Origin of the sequence: Acidovorax sp. 56, from assembly GCF_002749705.1 — a bacterium.
Classification (GTDB): domain Bacteria; phylum Pseudomonadota; class Gammaproteobacteria; order Burkholderiales; family Burkholderiaceae_C; genus Acidovorax.
In genome coordinates this window covers 4040033-4060945 of sequence record NZ_PEEV01000001.1, presented here as the reverse complement: position 1 = coordinate 4060945, position 20913 = coordinate 4040033, and the positions used below count along the sequence as shown (strand labels likewise).

Sequence of the window (20913 nt, the reverse complement as noted above, 5' to 3'; positions counted from 1 at the left end):
GCGTTGCGCATCATTCAGGCCGCTTTTTCGCATCGCTGGCGCGCGCCACTGCCGCTAGCATGGCGGTCCGACTTTCTTTTCCCTGATTTCCATCGGCAGGTGCCCCATGCTCAAGCTCTACATCGGCAACAAGAACTACTCGTCCTGGTCCATGCGCCCCTGGGTGCTGCTCAAGCAGGCGGGCATCGTCTTTGAAGAAGTGCGCGTGCGCTTTGACAGCTTCGAGGCCGACTCAGAGTTCAAGCGCACCATGGGCCCCGTGAGCCCCACCGGCAAGGTGCCCGTGCTGGTCGATGGTGACCTGGTGGTGTGGGACACCCTGGCCATTGCCGAATACGTGGCCGAGACCTGGGCCGACAAGCAACTCTGGCCCGCCCAACCCAAGGCCCGCGCACGTGCCCGCAGCATCTGCGCCGAGATGCACAGCGGCTTCACCGCCCTGCGCAGCCACTGCCCCATGAACATCGAGGCCGACCTGGCCGACACCGGCGCCCTGATCTGGCGCGACCAGCCCGCCGTGCGCGCCGATGTGGCCCGCCTGGTGGGCATGTGGGGCGCGCTGCTGGAGGAACACGGCGGCCCCATGCTGTTTGGTGCGTTCTCGGTGGCCGATGCCTACTTTGCCCCTGTGTGCATGCGCCTGCACACCTACGCCCTGCCCCTGCCCGCCCCCATCGCCGCCTATGTGCAACGGGTGCGCGAGCTGCCCGGCGTGAAAGCCTGGATCATCGACGCGCTGGCCGAGAAAGACTTTCTGGACTTCGAGGAACCCTACCGCCTGAACTCTGGCCAGGAGTGATCCCATGGCGGTCACCATTTACCTGCGCTACGTGCTCAACACCAGCAAACTGAAAGAGTTTGAGCACTACGGCAAACTGTGGATTCCCCTGGTCGAGAAATTCGGCGGCCAGCACCACGGCTACTTCATGCCCAGCGAAGGCGCCAACAACATTGCGCTGGCCCTGTTCACCTTTGACAGCCTCGCGGCCTACGAGGTGTACCGCGAGCGGTCCATGCAAGACGCAGACTGCCAGGCGGCGTTTCGGTACGCCGAAGAGACAGGCTGCATCGTGAGCTACGAGCGGAGCTTTTTCAGGCCGGTGTTTGCCTGACAGCGGACGCGCGGTCAGCGCTGGCGAAACTGCTTGCGCAAAAACGCCTTGTGCCGCGCAATGTGCGCGAGCTGCGCCGGGGCCACGCTGCCGCCCAGGTCTTCGTCTTCGACATTGAGCACCTGGTTGGCGTAGGCCATGGCGCGGGCCACCACCTCTTCTTCGCTCACGCCCTGTGGGGCCGCCAGGTCCATCGCCACGCGGCGCATGGCGCGCTGCGACAGCATCCACATCGCGCCAAACGAATCCCACGCGGCCGCCACCTCCTTGAACTTGTCGTGCTCGGCCAGGATGTCGGCCAGCGGCTTCGCCAGGATTTCTTGCAACCCCTCGACCTTGGCCTGCAGGGCCTCGAACTGCGCCTCGCGCTGCAAGGCCTCGGCGGCGGCATTGGCTGCGGCGTCAGACGCCGTAGGCACGGGCACGCTGCCGTCGGGGTTGAGTTGGGCGATGGTGAGGTCGGAGGCTAGGGACATGGTGGTCGTTTGGTAGGTTGTGGATCAACGGCGAGTCATCGGCTTTGATGAAGACCTTTTTTTAGTCGCACCAGCGGCGCAATTTTGCGCCCCTCAGGATCGTGCCTCACCATACCAAACACCCTGGACTCGTGTATCACCTGCTGCCAACTTGCATAGCCATAGTTCTCTGGCTTTTCATTGGGGTGTAAGGAATGCAGCTTCTCCACCACGTCATGGAACAAGACTGCTCCGTCCACCCCACCGCATGCTGCAGAGCCCTGAACTGCATCGCGCAAAGCGTTAAGCAGCGGGGTTGCCTCCAAGGGAACCTTGCCACCGAACAAGAGCGCACTCCCCTGCGGACTGGCACAAAACGCAGCCATAGATTCCGACACCTGTATCCAAACTTTGGCAACGCCTTGGAGTTCAAGGCGAAATCGCTCCGCTTTCTCGTAACCCGCTTGCAAGCTCTCAAGCGCCTGAGCACAGCCGTCAAGACTCGTGAGATCGAAACGATCCACAAGGTGATGGACCCATTCGTTGCGCAGTAACACCATTTCCCGCATCGACGACTGCAAAGCCTCCAAACTCTCGGGCGACATTGACCATTGGTGACTGGTTCTGATTGAGATGCGGTCATCGGGCAAATCTTGCTCTTTCCGTTTACCAACGGGCATTTCGCTATTCGTGGCAATTCCATCAAAAAATGCGCTCACTAGGCCACCAAGAGTCATCGATGCCAGTTGCTTTTTTTCAAACGCACGGCTGACTTCAAACGCAGCAGCACCTTCACCCTCACGCCCAGAGTGGATCGCCGTTAAGTGAGCTTCATGCAGCAGCGCCTTCAACAGCCGCTCTGATTGCTGTAGCGACAGCATGCAACGCCCCAGCCAACGCTGCACTTGGCGTTGTGGTTCTGCGTATGTAGGTTCTGTTTGATCGATAAATTCCATATATGTACGGCCGTGAATCCGGCACCTCTAAACTCACCCCATGCAAATCTACATGGTAGGCGGCGCCGTCCGCGACAAGCTGCTGGGCCGCCCGGTGAATGACCACGACTGGGTGGTGGTGGGGGCCACGCCCGAGCAGATGCTGGAGCTGGGCTACCTGCCGGTGGGGCGGGATTTTCCGGTGTTTCTGCACCCCCAAACGCGCGAGGAATACGCCCTGGCACGCACCGAGCGCAAGAGCGGGCGCGGCTACCGGGGCTTTGTGGTGCAAAGCTCGCCCGACGTGACGCTGGCCGAAGACCTGTCGCGGCGCGACCTTACTATCAATTCAATAGCTTCCAGCGCTTATTCATCAAGCGCTAGCGAGCTATTTGATCCCTACAACGGCGTGCAAGACCTGCAGGCCAAGGTGCTGCGCCACGTGACCGATGCCTTTCGCGAAGACCCGGTGCGCATCCTGCGCGTGGCGCGCTTTGCTGCACGCTTCACCGACTTCACCGTAGCACCCGAGACGATGCAGCTGATGCGTGAGATGGTGGCCGAGGGCGAGGTGGACCACTTGGTTCCCGAGCGCGTGTGGCAAGAGCTGGCGCGGGGGCTGATGGAAGAAAAACCCTCGCGCATGTTCGAGGTGCTGCGCGCATGCGGCGCACTGCAGGTGCTGCTGCCCGAAGTGGCCTGCCTGTGGGGCGTGCCCCAGCCCCCGCTGCACCACCCCGAGGTGGATACGGGCGTGCACCTGATGATGGTGCTGGACATGGCCGCACGGCTGAACGCCCCGCTCACGGTGCGGTTTGCCTGCCTGGCGCACGACCTGGGCAAAGGCACCACGCCCGCCGACATTCTGCCGCGCCACATCGGCCACGAAGAGCGCAGCGCCACCTTGCTGCAAGGCGTGGCCGAGCGCCTGCGCGTGCCCGTGGACTGCCGCGAGACCGCCGAGGTGGTGGCGCGCGAACACGGCCACATCCACCGCAGCGGCGACCTGGGTGCCGGGCCGCTGGTGCGCCTGCTCGAGCGCTGCGACGCCATCCGCAAGCCCGGGCGTTTTGCCGAAGTGCTGCTGGCCTGCGAGTGCGATGCCCGGGGCCGCCTGGGCTTTGACGAAGCCGCCTACCCGCAGCGCCCGCGCCTGCTGGCCGTGCTGGCGGCCGTGCAAAGCGTCGTTACCCGCGAGATTGCGGCCAAGGCGGCAGCCAAAGGCGTGACCGGCCCCCAGGTGGGCGATTGGATCCACCAGGCCCGGGTGGAAGCCGTAGCGCAGTGGCTGCGCGCCACACCAGCCCCGACCCCACCAACCCCAACATCAGAAGCCCCCGAAACACCTGCCCAGCCATGAGCCTGCACATCCGCCCCGCCACGCTGGCCGACGCCCCGGCCATTGCACCGCTGTTTGACGCCTACCGCCAGTTTTACGAACAGCCCGCCGACCTGGCCGCCGCCCAGCGCTTCATCCATGAACGCCTGGAGCGCAACGAATCCGTCATCCTGATCGCGCAGGACGACGCGGGTGCCGCCGTGGGTTTTTGCCAGCTGTACCCCAGCTTTTGCTCGGTGGAGGCCGCGCCCATCTATGTGCTGTACGACCTGTTTGTGGCGCCTTCGGCCCGGGGCCAGGGCGCTGGGCGCTTCCTGCTGCTGGCCGCCGAAGACCATGCCCGCAGGCAAGGGCGTGTGCGCATGGACCTGACCACGGCGCACACCAACCACGCGGCGCAGGCGCTGTACGAGGCCATGGGCTGGGAGCTGGACACGGTGTTTCGGGCCTACACCCGCCGGGTGGGCTGAGAGCGACTCACCAAACGCCCCTGGCGTCGTTGTCTCGCCTTGTCGTGCGCCTGTAAAGCCTGCGGCGAAACGCTTAGCCAGAGCCTTAGCCAGGGCCGCTTTGCTGAGTTTTGTGAACCGCTCTAAACGCCCTGCCCCGTGGTTACCAGCGCAGCAAACGCGGCCCCAACACTGCGCCCAGCGCGGTCGGCATGGCCATACCCGCCACGTACCACACCGCTAAAAACGGCGTGGCCATTTCGGGGCAGTGCAGCGCATACACCAGCGCCCCCAAGGACCCCGCCAGCAGGCCCGCCCCCGCGCCAGCCCAGGCCAGCTGCGTAGGCGCGGCCCCGCGCAGGGCCCAAAAGCTGGCAATGAACGCAGGCACCGACAGCAACGCAATGTTGAACGGGCAGGTGCGCCAGGTGCTGCCCAGCACCAGGGCCCAGCGGTCTGCCGGGGCCTGTTGCAGCAAGGCCCAGGCGGCCATGGTCCACAGCAGGGCCACGGGCAAGGCCAACGTCCACGCCAGGCCCACCCACCGCGCGCCGGGGCGCGCCAGGCGCTGCAGCGCCCACACACCGGGCACCGCCAGGGCCGCAGCAAACGCCAGCTTGCCCCAGAACATGGGCAGCGCCGCTGTCTGCGCCAGGTCGGGCCGCAGGCCAAACACCAGCAGCATCAACACCACGCCCCCCCCCAGGCCCGCAGCCACGGCGCTGCCAAAGCGCCGCTCCAGCGCGTGCGCAGGCACTGGGGCGGCACCTGCGGCCAGCATCTCAATCCATTCATCGGTCTTCATGTCATTCCCCTTGGGACTTGTGCAAATCAGAGTGCCCGTGCTGGCCAGGCGCTGCGACGGTCAGTCTGCGGCACCCAACGATGGGCTGGTGCCCTGGTTGGCGTAAGCCATGTTTCTAATCTTGGCGGCCAGGGCCTTGAGCCCCCGGTGCACGCCGACTTTCACTGCGGACTCCGACATGCCGGTGAGCTGCGCGGTTTCAACCACGGACAACCCCTCCAGCTTCACGTGCACGATGGGCAGGCGCTGGCGGTCGGGCAGCGTCTGCAGCAATTGGCCCAGGTCGCGCTTGGCCAGTGCGGCCTCGCTGTCGGTGCTGGCAAACAACTCGCTGGCATCGTCCAGCGGGTCGTTCAGCGCCTCTTTCACGCGGTGCGAGCGCAGCCAGTCGATGAGCTTGTAGCGCGCAATCGCGTGCGCCCAGGCCGTCACCGGCATCTCGGGGCGGTAGGTGTGGCGCTGGTTGTGTATGGCCAGCAAGGTTTCTTGCACCAGGTCCTCCACCTCGTCAGGGCGCTGGGCCAGGCGGCGGCGCAAAAACGCCCGCAGGTGCGCACTCAGCTGTTTCAAAAACCGCTGGTACGCCGCCGCATCGGCCGCCAACCCGAGCAGCAGCAGCGTTCGAAGCTGTTCTTCTATCTCCATGCGTTCTCCATGACGGGGTATTCGCAGCCGCAGCCCCGCCGGTTACAGCAGGTCGAAAAAATATCTTCCGGTTTTTTGTGGCCGCTGGTGTAACCCGGCACCGCCACAGCGCGAATTACAACGCAGATCGACGCCCACATGCTGTCCGGCATCGGCCAAAGCGGTCTGGATTTTTCAACCCACCTTCAGGAGCCATCACCATGACATCTCGCAACATCACCCTGGGCGCACTGGCCCTCACCGCCCTGGTCTCTGGCGCCGCCCTGGCCCAAAACACCGCAGCCCCGATGGATGGCGCCAAGCCCACCATGGAGAAGTGCTACGGCGTGTCGATGGCCGGCAAGAACGACTGCGCCGCTGGCCCCGGCACCACCTGTGCAGGCACCTCCAAGGTGGACTACCAGGCCAACGCCTGGAAGTTTGTGCCTGCAGGCACCTGCGCCAGCATCAAGACGCCCAAGGGCATGGGCTCGCTCATGCCCATGAAGTCCTGACCAGCACCCTCGCACCACCGACCTCACCCACGCCATGGCACACGCACTGACGGCGGGCTTGTCCCTCAAGCCCCAGCACTTTGATGAAGCACTGCAGTGCACCGCCCCCGGCCTGTGGTGGGAGGTGCACCCCGAGAACTACCTGGCCGACGGCGGCCCGCGCCTGGCCTGGCTGCAGGCCATCCGGGCCCGCCACCCCATCTCGCTGCACGGCGTGTCGCTGTCGCTGGCGGCCGATGCACCGCCCGACGCAGCGCACCTGGCGCGGCTGGCTGCCCTGGTGCAGCACACCGAGCCGGTGCTGGTGTCAGAGCACCTGGCCTGGTCGGCCTGGCGCGGCACCTACCACCCTGATTTACTTCCGTTTCAGCGCACCCACGAGGCCCTGGCCCGCGTGGCCGACAACATTGGCCGCACGCAGGATGCCCTGCGGCGCGCCATTGCCATCGAAAACCCCACGCACTACCTGCCCCTGCCTGGCCACGACTGGAGCGAGCCCGACTTTCTGGCCGAGCTGGTGCGCCGCACCGGCTGCAGCCTGCTGCTGGATGTGAACAACCTGTACCTGGGCGCGCACAACCTGGGCGAACCCTGCGATCTGGACGCCTATCCACTGCACGCCGTGGCCGAGATCCACCTGGCAGGCCACCACGCAGACCCCGCCTTGGGCGCCAACCTGTTGATTGATGGCCACGACACCCCCGTGGCCGAGCCCGTGTGGGCGCTGTACCAGCAGGTGCTGGCGCGCACCGGCCCACGTCCCACCCTCATTGAGCGGGACGAGCATGTACCCGCCTTGGCCGAACTGCTGACCGAGCGCGACCGCGCACATGGCATGTTGACCGAGGTAGCCCGCAAACCCCAGGCACAGGGCGCGTCCATGACCGAGGCCATCCCATGCGTTTGAGCCACTTTCAAGACGCATTCGCTGCCGCGCTGTGGCACACACCTTCGCCCAGCGCCCACAGCGGTGCGGCACTGCCTGATGTCGTGCAGCACCCTGCCTTTGCGGTGTACCGCAACACCGTCACCAAAGGCTGCATCGATGCACTGCAGGCCAACTACCCCACGGTGTGCGCGCTGGTGGGGGAGGCTTGGTTTCGCGCTGCCGCGCACCACTACGCCCAGGCCCACCCGCCGCAGGATGCGCGGTTGACCCACTACGGCGGGGGCTTTGCCACCTTTTTGGAGCACTTTGGACCAGCGGCAGAGTTGCCTTATCTGGCCGATGTGGCACGGCTGGACCGCTGCTGGACCGAAAGCCACCTGGCTGCCGATGCCAACGCTTTGGATGCCGCCTGGCTGGCGGCACAAGACGCATCCACCTTGGCAACCATGGCGCTGCGGCCGCACCCCGCCGCCCGCTGGCACCACAGCCCCGCCCACCCCGCATTTGCGCTGTGGCAGGCCCACCGCAATGGGCTGGCGCTGCCTGCAGACATTGCGTGGCAGGGCGATGGCGGTTTGCTCACGCGCCCGCAGGGTGCTGTGCAATGGACGGCCTTGCCCGCGGCCGGGACGGCATTCCTGAACGCCTGCGCACGCGGCGACCGGCTGGAGACCGCAGCCCTCGCGGCCCTGGCCGCCGAGCCCGGCGCCGACCTGAGCGTCCTGATGGCCCTGCTGCTGCACGCAGGCGCGCTGGCCGCCCCTTCACCTTGAATGGAAAAAACCATGAGCCCCACCACCACCTCGACAAAGCCCGGCGAGCCACACGGGCTCCACCGCCTGGCGGCATTGGCGCAGCGCCTGACACCCCACAGCCTGCTGGCGCTGGTGGCCCGTGTGGCGCTGGCGGGCATTTTCTGGGCATCGGCCCGCACCAAGGTCGATGGCTGGTTCACTATCAGCGACGGGGCCTATGCCCTGTTCCGCGAGGAGTACCGGCTGCCGATACTGCCGCCCGAGCTGGCAGCGCAGCTGGCCACGGTGTCAGAGCATTTGTTTGCGGCCTTGCTGTTGCTGGGCCTGTGCACGCGCCTGTCGGCCCTGGCGCTGCTGGGCATGACGCTGGTGATTCAACTCTTTGTGTACCCCGACGCCTGGCCTACGCACCTGTCATGGGCGGGGCTGATGCTCTACCTGGTCGGGCGCGGTGGCGGGTGGCTGGCACTGGACCAGGCGCTGGCCCGGGCGCTGCATCGGCGGTGAAGGGCGGAGGGCAGCCACCGATGAAGAGCGACGTATTGAGAGCGGCTAAAACGACTCAGCGAAGCGGCCCTGGGTAGGCGTTCCGTCGCAGGCAGACAGGGGTGCGACAAGACGGAAAAACGACGCCAGGGGGTTTTGTTAGCCGCGCTTACTTGCCGCCGTTTTGCCGGTAGTCCGTCAGCAGGTGCAACGGCATCACACGCTCGGCCATCTCTTCGCGTGGGGTGACTTGGTAGGTGCGGCCTGCTAGGTACACCTCGATCTGCTGCCAACGGCCGTAGGGCGAACGCACGCTCATCAGGTTGCGCCCATCGCGCTTGAGGTTGTAGCCCGTGCCCGCAGGCTCGGCGGAGTAGCGCAAAGTCTTGCCATCAATGCCTGCCTCGTAAGCGGCCGCGCCGGTGATCTTGACCAGCATGTCGTTCATGCCGTGCTGGTTTTTCTCCAGGTAGGTGGCAATTTCCAGCTTCAGTCCGTCCCCCGCCAGAAACTGGCCGTAGGGGTTGACGATGGGTTTGTCCGTTTGCGCATAGGCCGGAGACATGGCCGTGATGACGGCCAGTGCCGCAGCAGCCAGCCAGGTGAACAAGGTGCGAAAGAGGGTCATGGTCGATGGGTCCGATAGGGTGACGCAGAGCAGTCCACAGCGCAGTGGCCACTCAAAGCGCGCCATCTTACGGGCGGCAGAGGCACAGTCGGGCTGCAAAGCCACCGCTGCACCACCCGCAGCCATCAAACCTTCGCCAAACGCGATTTATGTCACACCGCCGTGCGCACCCAACGGGCAATGTCCGCCACGCCCAAGGCGCCCGAGATGCGCGCCACCTCGGCCCCACCCTTGAAAATCACCATGGTGGGAATGCTGCGGATGGCATAGCGCGCAGCAATGGCCTGCTGGTCTTCGGTGTTGAGTTTGGCCAGGCGCACGCGCGGCTCCAGCTCGCGCGCGGCCTGGGCAAAGGCCGGGGCCATTTGGCGGCAGGGGCCGCACCAGGGGGCCCAGAAGTCCACCACCACCGGGATGTGGCTGCGCGCCACATGCTTGTCAAAGCTGGTCGCATCCAGCTCCAGCGGGGCGCCAGCAAACAGGGGGCGATGGCAGCTGCCGCAATCGGGCGCGCTGCCCAGTTGGGCGGCCTGCACGCGGTTGGTGGTGTGGCAGTGGGGGCAAACGATGTGCAGGGCTTCGGTCATGGGGTTCTCGTGGGGCTCAGAGCATTGACTTCGCAGTTGGGGACACACCCTTGCGATTCAACCAACCCCACCCAACAGTTCACACCCACTTGGCAATCAGGCTGGCCACAAAACTGAGCAGCAAGGTGCTGGCCAACGGGATGTACCAGTCACGCCCAAAGAGCCGAAACCGCCAGTCGCCCGGCAAGCGGCCCAGCCCCATGCGCTGCAGCCAGGGCGAGAAGCCATTGATCAACACCAGGGCGAGAAAGACAACGATGAGCCAGCGAAGCATGCTGCGAGTGTAGGGCTGCGCCGCCTTGCGTCACCACATCGGACAGACTCTCAGCGCTGCACGCCCCAGCGGCGCACCGTCACCCGCTCCAGCGCATGAAAGCCCAGGTTCTCCACCAGCAGGCCAATGGCAATCACCATGGCAAGGCCTGCAAACACCTTGTCGGTGTACAGCTCGTTGCGGTTCTGGAAGATGTACCAACCGAGCCCGCCCTTGCCCGAAGATGCACCAAACACAAGCTCGGCCGCAATCAGCGTGCGCCAGGCAAATGCCCAGCCAATCTTGAGCCCCGACAGGATGGACGGCAGCGCGGCAGGCACGAGAATTTGCAGCACATACGGCACGCCGCGCAGGCCATAGTTGCGCCCGGCCATGCGCAAAGTCTCAGGCACGGCCTGAAACCCTGCATAGGTGTTGAGCGCCAGCGGCCACAGCACCGAATGGACCAGCACAAACACCAGGCTGCCCTGGCCCAGGCCAAACCACAGCAGTGCCAGTGGCAGCAAGGCGATGGCAGGCAAGGGGTTGAACATGGCCGTGAGTGTGGCTAGAAGGTCACGCCCGATCTGGGTGGACACGGCCAGCGTCGTCAGCACAAAGGCTGCCACGATGCCCGCCAAATAGCCCTGCAACAGCACACCCAGCGACAGCGCCGCCTTGCCCAGCAGTTCGCCTGTGGCGATGCCATCGACAAACGCACGGGCCGTGGCCGTAAAGGTGGGCAGCAGCAGGTCGTTGTCCTGCCAGCGCGCGAGCAGCTCCCACACCAGGGCCAACACCAACAAGATGGCCGTCTTGCGCAGCCAGCCCTGTTGCCACAGGCGCGCCACCCAGGGCAGCGGGCGCTGCGGTGCCACACCGGTCAGGGGCTCCAGCGGGCGTTCGTATTCAGGCCGCACTGGCGGCTGCAGGCCGCCGATGAGGGCTGCATTTCCTGGGGCGGCGCTCATGCAGATTTCCTCCAGGGCTCGGCCGGGGCTGCGGCAGGCGCCACAGCCGGGGTATCCCCCTCAAACAGCAAATGGTGGATGCGCTGCGCCGCCGCCTGAAACTCGGGGCTGCCCGCGCTGTGCAGGCCAAAGGCGTGGCTGTTGATCTCGGCCCGCACCCGCCCTGGGTGGGGCGAGAGCAGACCGATGCGGTTGCCCACCACCAGGGCCTCTTCGATGGAGTGGGTGACGAACAACAGCGTGAAGCGCACCTCCTCCCACAGCGCCAGCAATTCCTCTTGCATCTTGCGGCGGGTCAGGGCATCAAGCGCTGCAAAGGGCTCGTCCATCAGCAGCACCTGGGGCTGCATGGCCAGGGCGCGGGCAATGGCCACGCGCTGCTTCATGCCGCCCGAGAGCTGGTGCGGATAGGCATCGGCAAACTTCGCCAGGCCCACCTTGTCCAGGTAGTGCAAGGCACGCTCGCGGGCCTCGGCCCGCCCCAGGGTGCGCGAGGCGAGCAGCGGAAACACCACGTTCTGCACCACGGTCTTCCACGGGGGCAACTGATCGAACTCCTGGAACACCACGATGCGGTCCGGCCCCGGGCCCCGCACCACCTGGCCGCCCAGGCGGATCTCGCCCTCAGCCGGGGCAATGAACCCCGCCACCGACTTGAGCAATGTGGACTTGCCACAGCCCGATGCACCCAGCAACACGAAGCGGTCGGCCTGGAACACATCAAAGCTCACGCGGTGCGTGGCGCGCACCACCGATTGCGGCGTGCGGTACTCCAGGCTCACGTTGTCCACCTGCAGCAGTGGGTTGGCAGGCCCTGGCGGCGCAGACTGGGCAGTGGTGACACCGGGCAAATGGGTGATGGTGGCCATGTCAGCTCCCTGGCGATGCATGCGCCTCTTCAAAGAAATAGTCTTTCCATGAAGTGGCGCGGTTCTTGATGACGCCCAGCTTCTGCAGCTCGTCGGCGTAAACGAAAGTGCGCTGTGGAGTCACCGTGAAGTCGTTTTCAGGGTCTTCCACAATGCGGCGCACCAAGTCTGGGGACAGCTTGGACTGTTGCACACGGATGAACACCTCGGCCGCCTTGGCTTTGTTGGCCTTGACGAACTGCTCGGCCTCGACCAGCGCGTTGTAGAACGCTTTGTAGGTCTTGGGGTTCTCGTCGTGGAACTTCTGGGTGGTGTAGAGCACATTGAACGTGGCCGGTCCGCCCAGAATGTCGTACGAACTCAGCACCTTGCGCACCTGCTTGTTCTCCAGCGCCTGGTAGTAAAACGGCGCGCTCGAGAAATGGGTGTTGACCTCGGAGCCGCCCTTGATGAGCGCCGCTGTGGCATCGGGGTGCGGCAAGCTAACCGAGATGGTGTCAAAGCGCTTGAAGTCGGCAGCGCCAAACTGGCGGGCGGTTTCAATCTGCAGGGTGCGCGACTGAAAACCCACACCCGCTGCGGGCACGGCAATGCGGTCCTTGTCGCTCAAGTCCTTGAGGCTGCGCACGTTGGGGTTGTTGGTGAGCAGGTAATTGGGCAACGAACCCAGCGACGCCACCACCTTCACGTTTTGCTTGCCCCGCGTGCGGTCCCACAGCACCAGGGCCGGGGGGATGCCCGCAGAGACGATGTCGAGCGATCCGGCCAGCAAGGCTTCGTTCATGACCGTGGCGCCTGAGAGCTGCGCCCATTCGACCTGCACCTCCACCCCCAGTTGCTTGCCGTGCTTTTCGATGAGCTGCTGCTCGCGCACCACATCGAGCAGCAGGTAGCCAATGCCAAACTGCTGCGCCACGCGGATACGGCCTTCCGCCTGGGCGGCAGTGGCCGTCGCGGCCAGGGCCGCCACGCAGGCCCACAGGCTACGGCGCACCCAACGGTTCAAAGACTGCGCCATGGATCAGCTCCCAGAGGCGACATGCGCATCGTCAAAGAAATAGTCCTTGAACGATGCAGGCTTGTTCTTGATGGCCCCCACGCGGTGCATGAAGTCGGCCAATGCAAAAGTGTTTTGCGGGGCGATCTTGAACTGCACTTCGGGGTTTTTGATGATCTTGACGAGGAAGTCCCGGTCGATCTTGGCGTTCGCCACCTTGATGTAGATGTCGGCCGCCTTCTCGGGGTTGGCGGCGGCGAACTGAGCAGCCTCGGTCAAGGCGCCGATGAAGGCTTTGTAGGTCTTGGGGTTCTCTTTGCGGAATTTCTCGGTGGCGTAGAGCACGGTGGCCGATGCCGGGCCGCCCAGCACGTCGTAGGACTTGAGCACGATGCGCGCATTGGGGTTGCCGGCCAGCTCCTGCTCCTGGAACGGCGGGTTGCCAAAGTGGCCGGTGATTTCGGTGCTGCCCTTGATGATGGCCGCCGCCGCTTCGGGGTGCGGCACGGCCACGCTGATCTTGTCCAGGCGCGCAAACTCTTTATCGCCCCACAGCTTGGCCGATGCGAGCTGCAGCACACGCGACTGCACCGACACGCCCACGGCAGGCAGTGCAATGCGGTCTTTGTCGGTGAAGTCAGCGATCGACTTCACGTTGGGGTTGTTGCTGACCAGGTAGTACGGGAAGTTGCCTAGCGAGGCCACGCCGCGCACGTTCTGCTTGCCATGGGTGCGGTCCCACAGCGTGAGCAGCGGCCCCACGCCCGCCCCGGCGATGTCGATGGAGCCGGACAGCAGCGCATCGTTGACGGCCGAGCCGCCCGAGAGCTTGACCCAGTCCACCTTCACGTCCACCCCCGCTTCCCGGCCATGCTTTTCGATGAGCTTTTGTTCTTGGGCCACGTTGAGCAGCAGGTAGACGATGCCGAACTGCTCGGCAATGCGCAGCTGCCCCTCGGCCCGTGCGGCGGCAGAGAAAGACAGGCCCGCAGCCAGCAGACTGGCCCCGGCCAGCAAAGCGGTGGTGCGACGCGCCCAGCGGCGGCGGGAGGGGAGGAAGGCAAAGGTCATGGTGGGTTTCTCCAAAAAATGCAGCGGCTCGCCTGGGCTCTGCCAGGCACAACGGCGGGGTTGATCACATGGGGGCGCCTGCCACATCGGCGGGCGCGTCAACGGGCGCCTGAGTGGGTCAATAAGGCACAGAGCCTTCGATGGTGGTGCGGTAGAGCTTGCGGCGCAGGTGCTCGGGCGTACCTGCAGCCAGGTGGGTGACGGAGCGGTTGTCCCAGAACACCATGTCCCCCGGCTGCCAGGCATGGCGGTACTGCAGCGCGGGCTGCGTGCTGTGGGCAAACAACTGGCCCAGCAGGTCACGGCTTTCGTCCTCGGGGATGCCGACGATGCGGGTGGTGAAATGCTCGCTCACAAACAGCGCCTTGCGGCCGTTTTCAGGGTGGGTGCGCACCACGGGGTGCACCACGGGCCGGACCTTGTCAATTTGCTCTTGCGTGAGCGCGGGTCGCCACGGGTTGCGGGCACGCAGCTCTTCGTAGCGGGCCAGGTAGGTGTGCTCGGCGCGCAGGCCCTGCACAGCGGTCTTGAGGTGCTCGGGCAGCCTGTCCCAGGCCAGGTGCTGATTGGCAAACAGCGTGTCGCCGCCCTCGGCGGGCAGCTCCTGCGCATGCAGCATGGAGCCCAGGCTGGGTTTTTCCACGTACGAAAGATCAGAGTGCCAGAAGTGCCCAGCGTCGCCCAGGCCGATGGGCTGGCCGTGCTCTTTGATGTTGGAGATGATGAGGATCTCGGGGTGCCCAGCCAGCGCAAACTGGCTCAGCACATGGATTTGCAGCGGACCAAAGCGGCGGCTGAAATCGACCTGCTGGGCTGGCGTGATGTGCTGGTCGCGGAACACCAGCACATGGTGCTCCAGGTGCGCACGGTGGATGCGGGCAAAGTCTTCAGCCGCCAGCGGGCGGGACAGGTCCAGCCCGATGACTTCGGCGCCCAGCACATCGCCCAGCGGAGCGATGGTGATGGGCGAGGTGGAGCGAGATGGCGCAGCGGTGGGGGTCAGGACAGCGGACATACATCAAAACCTGGAAATCGGCGAACCGGCGAGGCGCCGTGAATGGACCGTTGAAACGGGACTGGCCTTCACTGTACGGAGCCATTGCCATAACCAGAACAAATAAATATTTGATTGTTTAAAACCAAATCATCCGAGCACCACGCCCGTGCCGTGCTGAAAGCGGCTCAAAAAACTCAGCGAAGCGGCCCTGGCTAGGCGTTCCGTCGCAGGCAGTACAAGCGGTACGACAAGACGGGACAACAACGCCAGGGGAGTTTTTTGAGATGCGCTCACTCTTTGAAACGGATGAAATGCGCGGAAGACCAGGCCTTGCTGTCGTTGCGCTGGCGCCCGTGGAAGTACACAGGCCTGAAGCCAAAGGGCGCGTTGTGCGGCGCCACCGCAACCACGCCCTCCACAGACTGGGGCAAGGGCGCATCGGTCAGGCGCTCCAGGGCCACAAACAGCTCGGTACCGCCCAGGTCCAGTTGCAAGCGCCCGGCCTGCAGCAGATCAGCGCCTGAGACTTCCCAGTGAAAGTCCGGGCGGTGCACGAATGGGTTGGGCTGCAGCGGATCGCCCACCTTGACGAAGCTGTCGATGGTGCCGCTGACAACGATGTGCAGGTCTGCCAGGCGGCTGACTTCGATCTCGATGCCATCGGCATCGCCATAGGTGTCGCTGCGAAAGCCCAGCTCGGTGGGGCCTGCGCGCCAAGCGGATTCTTCGGCATGCTCAAAGCCATGGCTGCGAAAGCCCAGCACCGTGCCGCCCAACACCTGGATGCGGCCTTGCCAGGCGGCCCAGCGGTAGCGGTCAGGGATGCGGGCCCCGCCCCAGCGCAGGCGAATGCGCCGCTCGGAGTAGCCCAGTTCGCGGTGCAGATCGCGCTCCCAGATGCGGCCCGTGTGGTCGTAGGCCGCCAGATACTCCCACCCGCTTTGCCCCAGGAACTGGTAGTGCACGGGCGCCTCGCCCTGCCAGTCAAAGGCGTCGCCCTGGCGGTGTTCGCCAACACGGGTGATGACGGCGGCATGCTCGCCCGTCGTGGCCCAGGTGTGGCGTGCACGCAGGGCGCGGCCCACGCTGGCGCGGTCCAGCTGGTCGGCCAGCACGCCCGTCAGGCCGCCATGCACGCCAAACACCTGCACACCGGGCGCGCCGCCGCCGGGGCGGCCCCGGTGTTCGTCGCTGCTGGCGGCCACGCCCAGTTGGTAGCCGCGCCGGATCACGTCCTGGTACAGCCAGCCAAAGTGCCCCCAGGTCGATGCAATCTCTACCAGCCGCTCCAGCTGCGGGTGGTGCCAGTCAGGGATGTAACGGCGCCCGCCCACGTGGGGCATGACCAGGTGGTTCTCGGCATCGTCCGCGTACGCGGCCCACAGCTCTTGCACGGGCCAGCGGCCCAGCTGCACGCCCGTGCCCTTCATGTCTTCATTCCACACAAAGGTGCGGTTGTGCTCGCCCTTGGCGTTGTGCGGAAAGCCGGGGCGCTCCTCGCCCAAAAACACCACGTTGTGGTCCCCGCCCGCGGTGGAGCTGCCGCACCACTCTTGCACCGCATAGGCCACAAATTCGCCGGGCTGGTTGGCGGCTTGCACAGCCTGCAGGCCGGTTTGCCAGTTCGCGTCGGTGATCTGGAAATCGTTGGCGGTGTAGCCAAAGATGTCCACCCCGCCGATCTCGCGCGCATAGGCGGCGTTGTAGGCCGGGCTGTTGGTGCCCACGGTGTCGTGCGCGTGCACATGCAGGTCGGCATACAAGGGGCGTGCCGTTGGGAAGGCGGCAGACACATCCACGGTGAACTGCGCCACAGGCACCTGCGGCGTACCGGGCAGGTGCGCTTGCAGCTCGTAGCGGCCCTCGGGCAGGCGCAGCGCCTGGTCGCCCGCCAGGCCGGTGCTGGCCCAACGGTCAGCGTCAAAGGCCAGTGGCAGCTCTTGCACCACAGCCCCTTCCTTCAGCACCCGCAGCACCAAGGGCTGTGCCCAGTGGCGCACGATGTTGCCCCAGCGGTCCAGCGCCGAAATGCGCAACGGCAGGGGCTGGCCCGGTTGCGCATAGCGTGGCGCATTCAAAAAGAGCTGTGACGCAGGGCCGTGCGAGACGCGGATCACCACGTCCTCCGGCACCGCCACAAAGCGCGACGTGCCCAGCGGGTCCACATAGAACCGCACGTGGAAGGCGTCTTCCACAAAGGTCTGCACCCGCGTGCCCGGCCCGCCCCGGCGGCGGTCCCCCAGGCGGATGATGATGTGGTCGCCCGCGTTCAGGTAGCCATCCACCACGTCCACGATGACGGCCTTCTGGTAGGGCCGCTCGTGCCCTTTCTGGTCAAACCGCACGGCCAGGGACTGCACCGATGCCGGGCTTTGCCCCGGCAACAGCGGCCCCGCCTGGTATTCGGCGCTGATGAAGTTTGCGCCCGTGGGGTCGGAGGTCTGGAACAGGGCCCAGTCCGAGTAGAACTTGAAGGTGGCCTTGATCCAGGCGCCGTCCGCAACCCCCGAGGCGCCCACCTCGTAGTCCAGGACGATTTCCTGCCAGCTACCCGCCTCGATCTCGGTCACGTTGCAGGTGACGCGGCCAATGAACGGCAGGGATTTGCTGTATGCGTACAGCCCGGCGGGGGCGTAGTGCGCGCCTGCGGCGGCAATGGCAGGGTCGCGTTGCAGCGGGGGAAAGACGGGGGTTGTCATTGCGCAGCCCTGCTCACTCGGCCCGGATGCCGGCGGACTTGACCAGGGTGGCGTACTTGCCCGATTCCTGGCTCACAAACGCTGTGAAGCGGCCTTGCGGGTAGCCGGTGGCCCGGATGCCTTGCGCGGCCAGGTCGCTGCGCACGCGGGGATCGGCCAGCACCTTGGCGACCTCGGCACCCAAGGCCTCCAGCACGCCGGGCGGGGTGGCGGCCGGGGCAAACAGGCCAAACCAGGTGCCTGCGCGCAGGCCAGGATAGGTCTCGGACAGGGTCGGCACATGGGGCAGCAGCGGGTGGCGCGCCTCGCCACCGCTGGCCAGGGCCACCAGGCGCCCGGCCTGCACATGGGCCAAAGCGGGGCCCACGGCAATGAACATCACATCCACCTGCCCCGCCACCACATCGGCCAAGCCCACCGGGCCGCCCCGGTACGGAATGTGGGTGACGTAGATGCCCGCCTGCTGCTTGAGCAGCTCTGCCGCAAAGTGCTGGGGGCTGCCGTTGCCAGCAGAGGCGTAGTTGTATTGCCCCGGGCGGGTTTTGGCCGCGCGCACAAAGTCGGCCACGGTTTTGAAGCCTGTTTTGGGGTGGGCCACTAGCAGGAAGTCAGTCTCACCCAACGACACCACCGGCACCAGATCACGGCGGGGGTCATAAGGCAGGCTGGCGGCCAGCGTGGGCAGGATGGTGATGGGGCCGTCGGCCCCGGCCAGCAGCGTGTAGCCATCGGGTGCTGCCTTGGCCACGGCGTCAGTGGCAATCACGCCGCCCGCCCCTGCGCGGTTGTCCACCACCACGGGCTGGCCCCACTGGTCGGCCAGGCGGGCACCCACGCGCCGCGCCACGATGTCGAGCGCGCTGCCGGGGGTGTTGTGCACCACCACGCGGACGGGCTTGTTCGGATAGCTGTCGGCGTGGGCCAAAGGCGCCAGGGCCGCACTGGCCAGCAGGCACAGCGAAAGAAAGGGGTGGGGCAAAACGCGCATGGCAACACCGAGGAGAGCACCCCGGCCGTGAGAGCAAGAAGCCCTCAAGGCTAGGCACCACCCGATGGCCCGGCAACGAAGCTTCTCGCAGAACCTTATGCGCTGGGCAGATATGAACGGCGCCCCAGTCCAGCGCCCCAGCGGGCGCTTTGCCTACAACCGGTGTGACCGATCCCCGTGCACAAACCCCACGGGCTCCCAGGCATCGCCCGCGCCCAGGGCGAGCACCTTGAACAGCTCGCCCATCTCATGCTCCATGATCAATTTGGCCGCTGTGGCACGCTCTGCTTGCGCAAGCAGCTCCATTTTTGATAGCAAACCGCAGTTGATGAGGAAATGTGCCTGCGTGGTGTAGCCCAGCACCTGCAGCCCGGCCTCTTGTGCGGCCAGCGCCATGGCGGTGAAGTTGACGTGGGCGGTGATGTCCTTGCGGCCCACTTCCACCAGCGGGTCGCCATCGGCCAGGTGGCCCTGGTGGCACATCACCGTGCCCATGTGGCGCTGGGGGTGGTAGTACTCGTCTTCGCCAAAGCCGTAGTCCAGCAAAAAGGCGGCGCCGCGCGTGAGCCGATCGGCCAGCATGCGGATGAAGCCTTCGCCCTGGGCGTGGATTTCGGTCAGGTAGTCTTGCGGGCCTTCAATATCGATGGGCGGGCGCAGGTCGGTGGGGCGGTCGGCCCAGGCGAAGCGGCCGTCCTCGGCCACCGCCACGCCGCGCTCGTGCCACACCCCACCTTGCTGGCCGCCGTGTCGCGCCAGCAGTTGCACGGGCATGGCGTCCAGCACTTCGTTGCCCACCACCACGCCGCTGAATTGGTCGGGCAAGGCATCCACCCAGCGCAGCTTGTGGGCGTGCGCTACCAGCTTGGCCTGCTGGCGCGCGCGCAGGCTGCCTGACAGATCGACGATGGTGTAGCGCTGCACCTGGTCGCCCAGAGCATCCAGCAACTGCAGCGCCAGGGCGCCAGAGCCTGCGCCAAACTCCCAGACTTCGTCGGTGCCGGTTTGCGCGAGGGCCTCGCCCACCTGCATGGCCAGCGTCTGGCCGAACAGGGGCGTGAGCTCAGGGGCGGTCACAAAGTCGCTGCCCGACTCGGGCATGGCGCCGAATTTGGTGGAATCGTTGGCGTAGTAGCCCAGGCCGGGCGTGTACAAGGCGAGCTGCATGAAGCGGTCAAAACCCAGCCACCCACCCTCGGCGGCAATGGCCTGGGTGATGTGCTGGTGCAGGGCGGTCGTTAAACTGTCGGGTCTTTGGGTCACGGCCCGCATTGTCCACCACATGTCCCCCACCTCCCGTCCACGCACCGTTCTGGTCACCGGCGCTGCCAAGCGTCTGGGCCGCAGCATTGCCCTGGCGCTGGCGGCGGGCGGCTGGCAGGTGGCGGTGCACTACCGCACCTCGGCACAGGACGCTATCGATACCGTAGCTGCTTGCGCTGATTTGGCGGGCGCTAGCGCCCATTTTGATGCAGATTTTGAAGACGAGGCTGCCGTGCGCGGCCTGGTGCCCCGGGTGATCGCCCACTTTGGCCAACTGGACGCCGTGGTCAACAGCGCATCGCTGTTCGAGCACGACACCGCCCACACGCTGGGCTTTGCCGCGCTGGAAAAGCACCTGCGCAGCAACACCGCCACGCCCGTGCTGCTGGCCCAGGCCCTGCACCAGCATGTGGCCGACCGCGCCACCGCAGGCGATGCCGATGCCCAGGGCGCCGTGGTCAACCTGCTCGACCAAAAGCTGTGGAACCAGAACCCCGACTTCATGAGCTACACCCTCTCGAAAGCGGCGCTGGAGGCGGCGGGCACCATGCTGGCGATGGCGCTGGCCCCGCGCGTGCGCGTGGTGGGCGTGGCCCCGGGCCTCACGCTGACCAGCCACATGCTGAGCGATGAAAAGTTTGCCCAGTTGCATGCCTTGAGCCCGCTGGGCCGCTCATCCACCCCCGAAGACGTCGCCGCCACCGTGAAGTTTGCGCTGGAGAACCGCTCCATCACCGGCACCACGCTGCTGGTGGACGGTGGCCAGCACCTGATGAAATTTGAACGCGACTTCTCCCTGATGTGAGCCCCCTGCCCGCACGCAGAAAGAACGAGCCCCCACCATGACACAAGCCCCCTCCCAGATGACAGGCACGCAAATCCTGACGCTCACCGGTTTGCGCTTTGATGCCAACCTGGGCATCCTCGACCACGAGAAAACCGACCCGCAACCCATCCAGGTCGACGCCGAACTCAGCCTGGGCGTGCAGCCCCTGGCCCCGCGCGACGATGACATCGGCCATGTGCTGGACTACCGGCGTGTGCGCCAGATCATCATTGACGAGTGCACCGCAGAGCATGTGAACCTGCTCGAGAGCCTGATCGGCAAGCTGGCCAACCGCCTGATGCAGCTGCCCGGCGTGCTGGGCGTGCGCGTGAAGATCGCCAAGCTGGAAATTTTTGACGACTGCGAAGTGGCGATTCGTATGGAAACGGGGCAGTGGTAA

The 20913-nt window shown here is 65.6% G+C and carries 25 protein-coding genes; 10 read left to right on the top strand and 15 right to left on the bottom strand.

Annotation, left to right across the window (positions count from 1 at the left end):
* The first annotated feature begins 106 nt into the window (after positions 1–106).
* Positions 107–799 (top strand): glutathione S-transferase family protein, encoded by a 693-nt coding sequence (locus tag CLU88_RS18045; RefSeq protein WP_099657775.1) that lies wholly within the window; start codon positions 107–109, stop codon positions 797–799.
* 4 nt (positions 800–803) lie between these two features.
* The gene (locus CLU88_RS18040; RefSeq protein ID WP_099657774.1) at positions 804–1112 is read left to right on the top strand and encodes an NIPSNAP family protein; all 309 of its coding nucleotides are present in this window, start codon (positions 804–806) and stop codon (positions 1110–1112) included.
* A gap of 14 nt (positions 1113–1126) precedes the next feature.
* Here CLU88_RS18040 and CLU88_RS18035 read toward each other — a convergent pair whose 3' ends face one another.
* The gene (locus CLU88_RS18035; protein ID WP_099657773.1) at positions 1127–1588 is read right to left on the bottom strand and encodes a hypothetical protein; all 462 of its coding nucleotides are present in this window, start codon (positions 1586–1588) and stop codon (positions 1127–1129) included.
* A 35-nt stretch (positions 1589–1623) separates the two neighbouring features.
* Positions 1624–2523 carry a hypothetical protein gene (locus CLU88_RS18030; protein ID WP_143226046.1) on the bottom strand — a complete coding sequence of 300 codons (900 nt, stop codon included), beginning with the start codon at positions 2521–2523 and terminating at the stop codon, positions 1624–1626.
* Between the two features lie 40 nt (positions 2524–2563).
* Here CLU88_RS18030 and CLU88_RS18025 point away from each other — a divergent pair, with 40 nt between their 5' ends.
* Positions 2564–3862 carry a multifunctional CCA addition/repair protein gene (locus CLU88_RS18025; protein WP_099657771.1) on the top strand — a complete coding sequence of 433 codons (1299 nt, stop codon included), beginning with the start codon at positions 2564–2566 and terminating at the stop codon, positions 3860–3862.
* Positions 3859–4311: a GNAT family N-acetyltransferase gene (locus CLU88_RS18020; protein WP_099657770.1), complete on the top strand. Its 453-nt coding sequence runs from the start codon at positions 3859–3861 to the stop codon at positions 4309–4311. The genes CLU88_RS18025 and CLU88_RS18020 overlap by 4 nt, the downstream gene beginning before the upstream one ends.
* 142 nt (positions 4312–4453) lie before the next feature.
* Here the strand turns inward: CLU88_RS18020 and CLU88_RS18015 are convergent, their stop codons facing one another.
* Both CLU88_RS18015 and CLU88_RS18010 read right to left on the bottom strand, forming a co-directional pair.
* Positions 4454–5095 carry an NrsF family protein gene (locus CLU88_RS18015; RefSeq protein ID WP_099657769.1) on the bottom strand — a complete coding sequence of 214 codons (642 nt, stop codon included), beginning with the start codon at positions 5093–5095 and terminating at the stop codon, positions 4454–4456.
* 60 nt (positions 5096–5155) lie between these two features.
* Positions 5156–5740: a sigma-70 family RNA polymerase sigma factor gene (locus tag CLU88_RS18010; RefSeq protein ID WP_099657768.1), complete on the bottom strand. Its 585-nt coding sequence runs from the start codon at positions 5738–5740 to the stop codon at positions 5156–5158.
* A gap of 200 nt (positions 5741–5940) precedes the next feature.
* Here CLU88_RS18010 and CLU88_RS18005 point away from each other — a divergent pair, with 200 nt between their 5' ends.
* Genes CLU88_RS18005 through CLU88_RS17990 form a run of 4 tightly spaced genes read left to right on the top strand, consistent with a single transcriptional unit; the run spans position 5941 to position 8385 of the window.
* The gene (locus tag CLU88_RS18005; protein ID WP_099657767.1) at positions 5941–6234 is read left to right on the top strand and encodes a DUF2282 domain-containing protein; all 294 of its coding nucleotides are present in this window, start codon (positions 5941–5943) and stop codon (positions 6232–6234) included.
* Positions 6235–6268: 34 nt separating this feature from the next.
* Positions 6269–7141, top strand: coding sequence for a DUF692 domain-containing protein (locus CLU88_RS18000; RefSeq protein ID WP_099657766.1), 873 nt, complete (start codon positions 6269–6271; stop codon positions 7139–7141).
* Positions 7132–7896, top strand: a complete 765-nt coding sequence (locus CLU88_RS17995; protein ID WP_099657765.1) for a DNA-binding domain-containing protein — start codon at positions 7132–7134, stop codon at positions 7894–7896. Before CLU88_RS18000 ends, CLU88_RS17995 begins: the two co-directional genes overlap by 10 nt.
* 12 nt (positions 7897–7908) lie before the next feature.
* A complete protein-coding gene (locus tag CLU88_RS17990) occupies positions 7909–8385 on the top strand; it encodes a DoxX family protein (protein WP_199173475.1) in 477 nt (158 codons plus the stop codon).
* A gap of 148 nt (positions 8386–8533) precedes the next feature.
* On the opposite strand, the gene CLU88_RS17985 is transcribed toward CLU88_RS17990, so the two are convergent.
* From CLU88_RS17985 to CLU88_RS17935, 11 genes are all read right to left on the bottom strand, one after another.
* A complete protein-coding gene (locus CLU88_RS17985; protein WP_099742949.1) occupies positions 8534–8992 on the bottom strand; it encodes a hypothetical protein in 459 nt (152 codons plus the stop codon).
* A gap of 152 nt (positions 8993–9144) precedes the next feature.
* Entirely contained in the window at positions 9145–9579 is a 435-nt protein-coding gene (gene trxC / locus CLU88_RS17980) for a thioredoxin TrxC (RefSeq protein ID WP_099657762.1), read from the bottom strand.
* Between the two features lie 79 nt (positions 9580–9658).
* Positions 9659–9853 carry a DUF2905 domain-containing protein gene (locus CLU88_RS17975; protein WP_099657761.1) on the bottom strand — a complete coding sequence of 65 codons (195 nt, stop codon included), beginning with the start codon at positions 9851–9853 and terminating at the stop codon, positions 9659–9661.
* A 50-nt stretch (positions 9854–9903) separates the two neighbouring features.
* Positions 9904–10803, bottom strand: coding sequence for an ABC transporter permease (locus CLU88_RS17970; RefSeq protein ID WP_099657760.1), 900 nt, complete (start codon positions 10801–10803; stop codon positions 9904–9906).
* On the bottom strand, positions 10800–11672 hold the full coding sequence (locus CLU88_RS17965) for an ABC transporter ATP-binding protein (RefSeq protein ID WP_099657759.1): 873 nt from the start codon (positions 11670–11672) through the stop codon (positions 10800–10802). The genes CLU88_RS17970 and CLU88_RS17965 overlap by 4 nt, the downstream gene beginning before the upstream one ends.
* A 1-nt stretch (position 11673) precedes the next feature.
* Entirely contained in the window at positions 11674–12690 is a 1017-nt protein-coding gene (locus CLU88_RS17960; RefSeq protein ID WP_099657758.1) for an ABC transporter substrate-binding protein, read from the bottom strand.
* 3 nt (positions 12691–12693) lie between these two features.
* Complete coding sequence (locus tag CLU88_RS17955; RefSeq protein WP_099658984.1) at positions 12694–13740, bottom strand: ABC transporter substrate-binding protein; 1047 nt, start codon at positions 13738–13740, stop codon at positions 12694–12696.
* 118 nt (positions 13741–13858) lie between these two features.
* On the bottom strand, positions 13859–14755 hold the full coding sequence (locus CLU88_RS17950) for a TauD/TfdA family dioxygenase (protein WP_099657757.1): 897 nt from the start codon (positions 14753–14755) through the stop codon (positions 13859–13861).
* Positions 14756–15027: 272 nt separating this feature from the next.
* The gene (locus CLU88_RS17945; RefSeq protein ID WP_099657756.1) at positions 15028–17436 is read right to left on the bottom strand and encodes a hypothetical protein; all 2409 of its coding nucleotides are present in this window, start codon (positions 17434–17436) and stop codon (positions 15028–15030) included.
* A gap of 13 nt (positions 17437–17449) precedes the next feature.
* Entirely contained in the window at positions 17450–18424 is a 975-nt protein-coding gene (locus tag CLU88_RS17940) for a tripartite tricarboxylate transporter substrate binding protein (protein WP_099657755.1), read from the bottom strand.
* Positions 18425–18577: 153 nt separating this feature from the next.
* Positions 18578–19696 (bottom strand): class I SAM-dependent methyltransferase, encoded by a 1119-nt coding sequence (locus CLU88_RS17935; RefSeq protein ID WP_099657754.1) that lies wholly within the window; start codon positions 19694–19696, stop codon positions 18578–18580.
* Positions 19697–19706: 10 nt separating this feature from the next.
* On the opposite strand from CLU88_RS17935, the gene CLU88_RS17930 reads away from it, so the two are divergent.
* Both CLU88_RS17930 and CLU88_RS17925 read left to right on the top strand, forming a co-directional pair.
* Positions 19707–20492 carry an SDR family oxidoreductase gene (locus CLU88_RS17930; protein WP_099657753.1) on the top strand — a complete coding sequence of 262 codons (786 nt, stop codon included), beginning with the start codon at positions 19707–19709 and terminating at the stop codon, positions 20490–20492.
* A 37-nt stretch (positions 20493–20529) separates the two neighbouring features.
* Positions 20530–20913 (top strand): dihydroneopterin aldolase, encoded by a 384-nt coding sequence (locus CLU88_RS17925; protein WP_199173473.1) that lies wholly within the window; start codon positions 20530–20532, stop codon positions 20911–20913.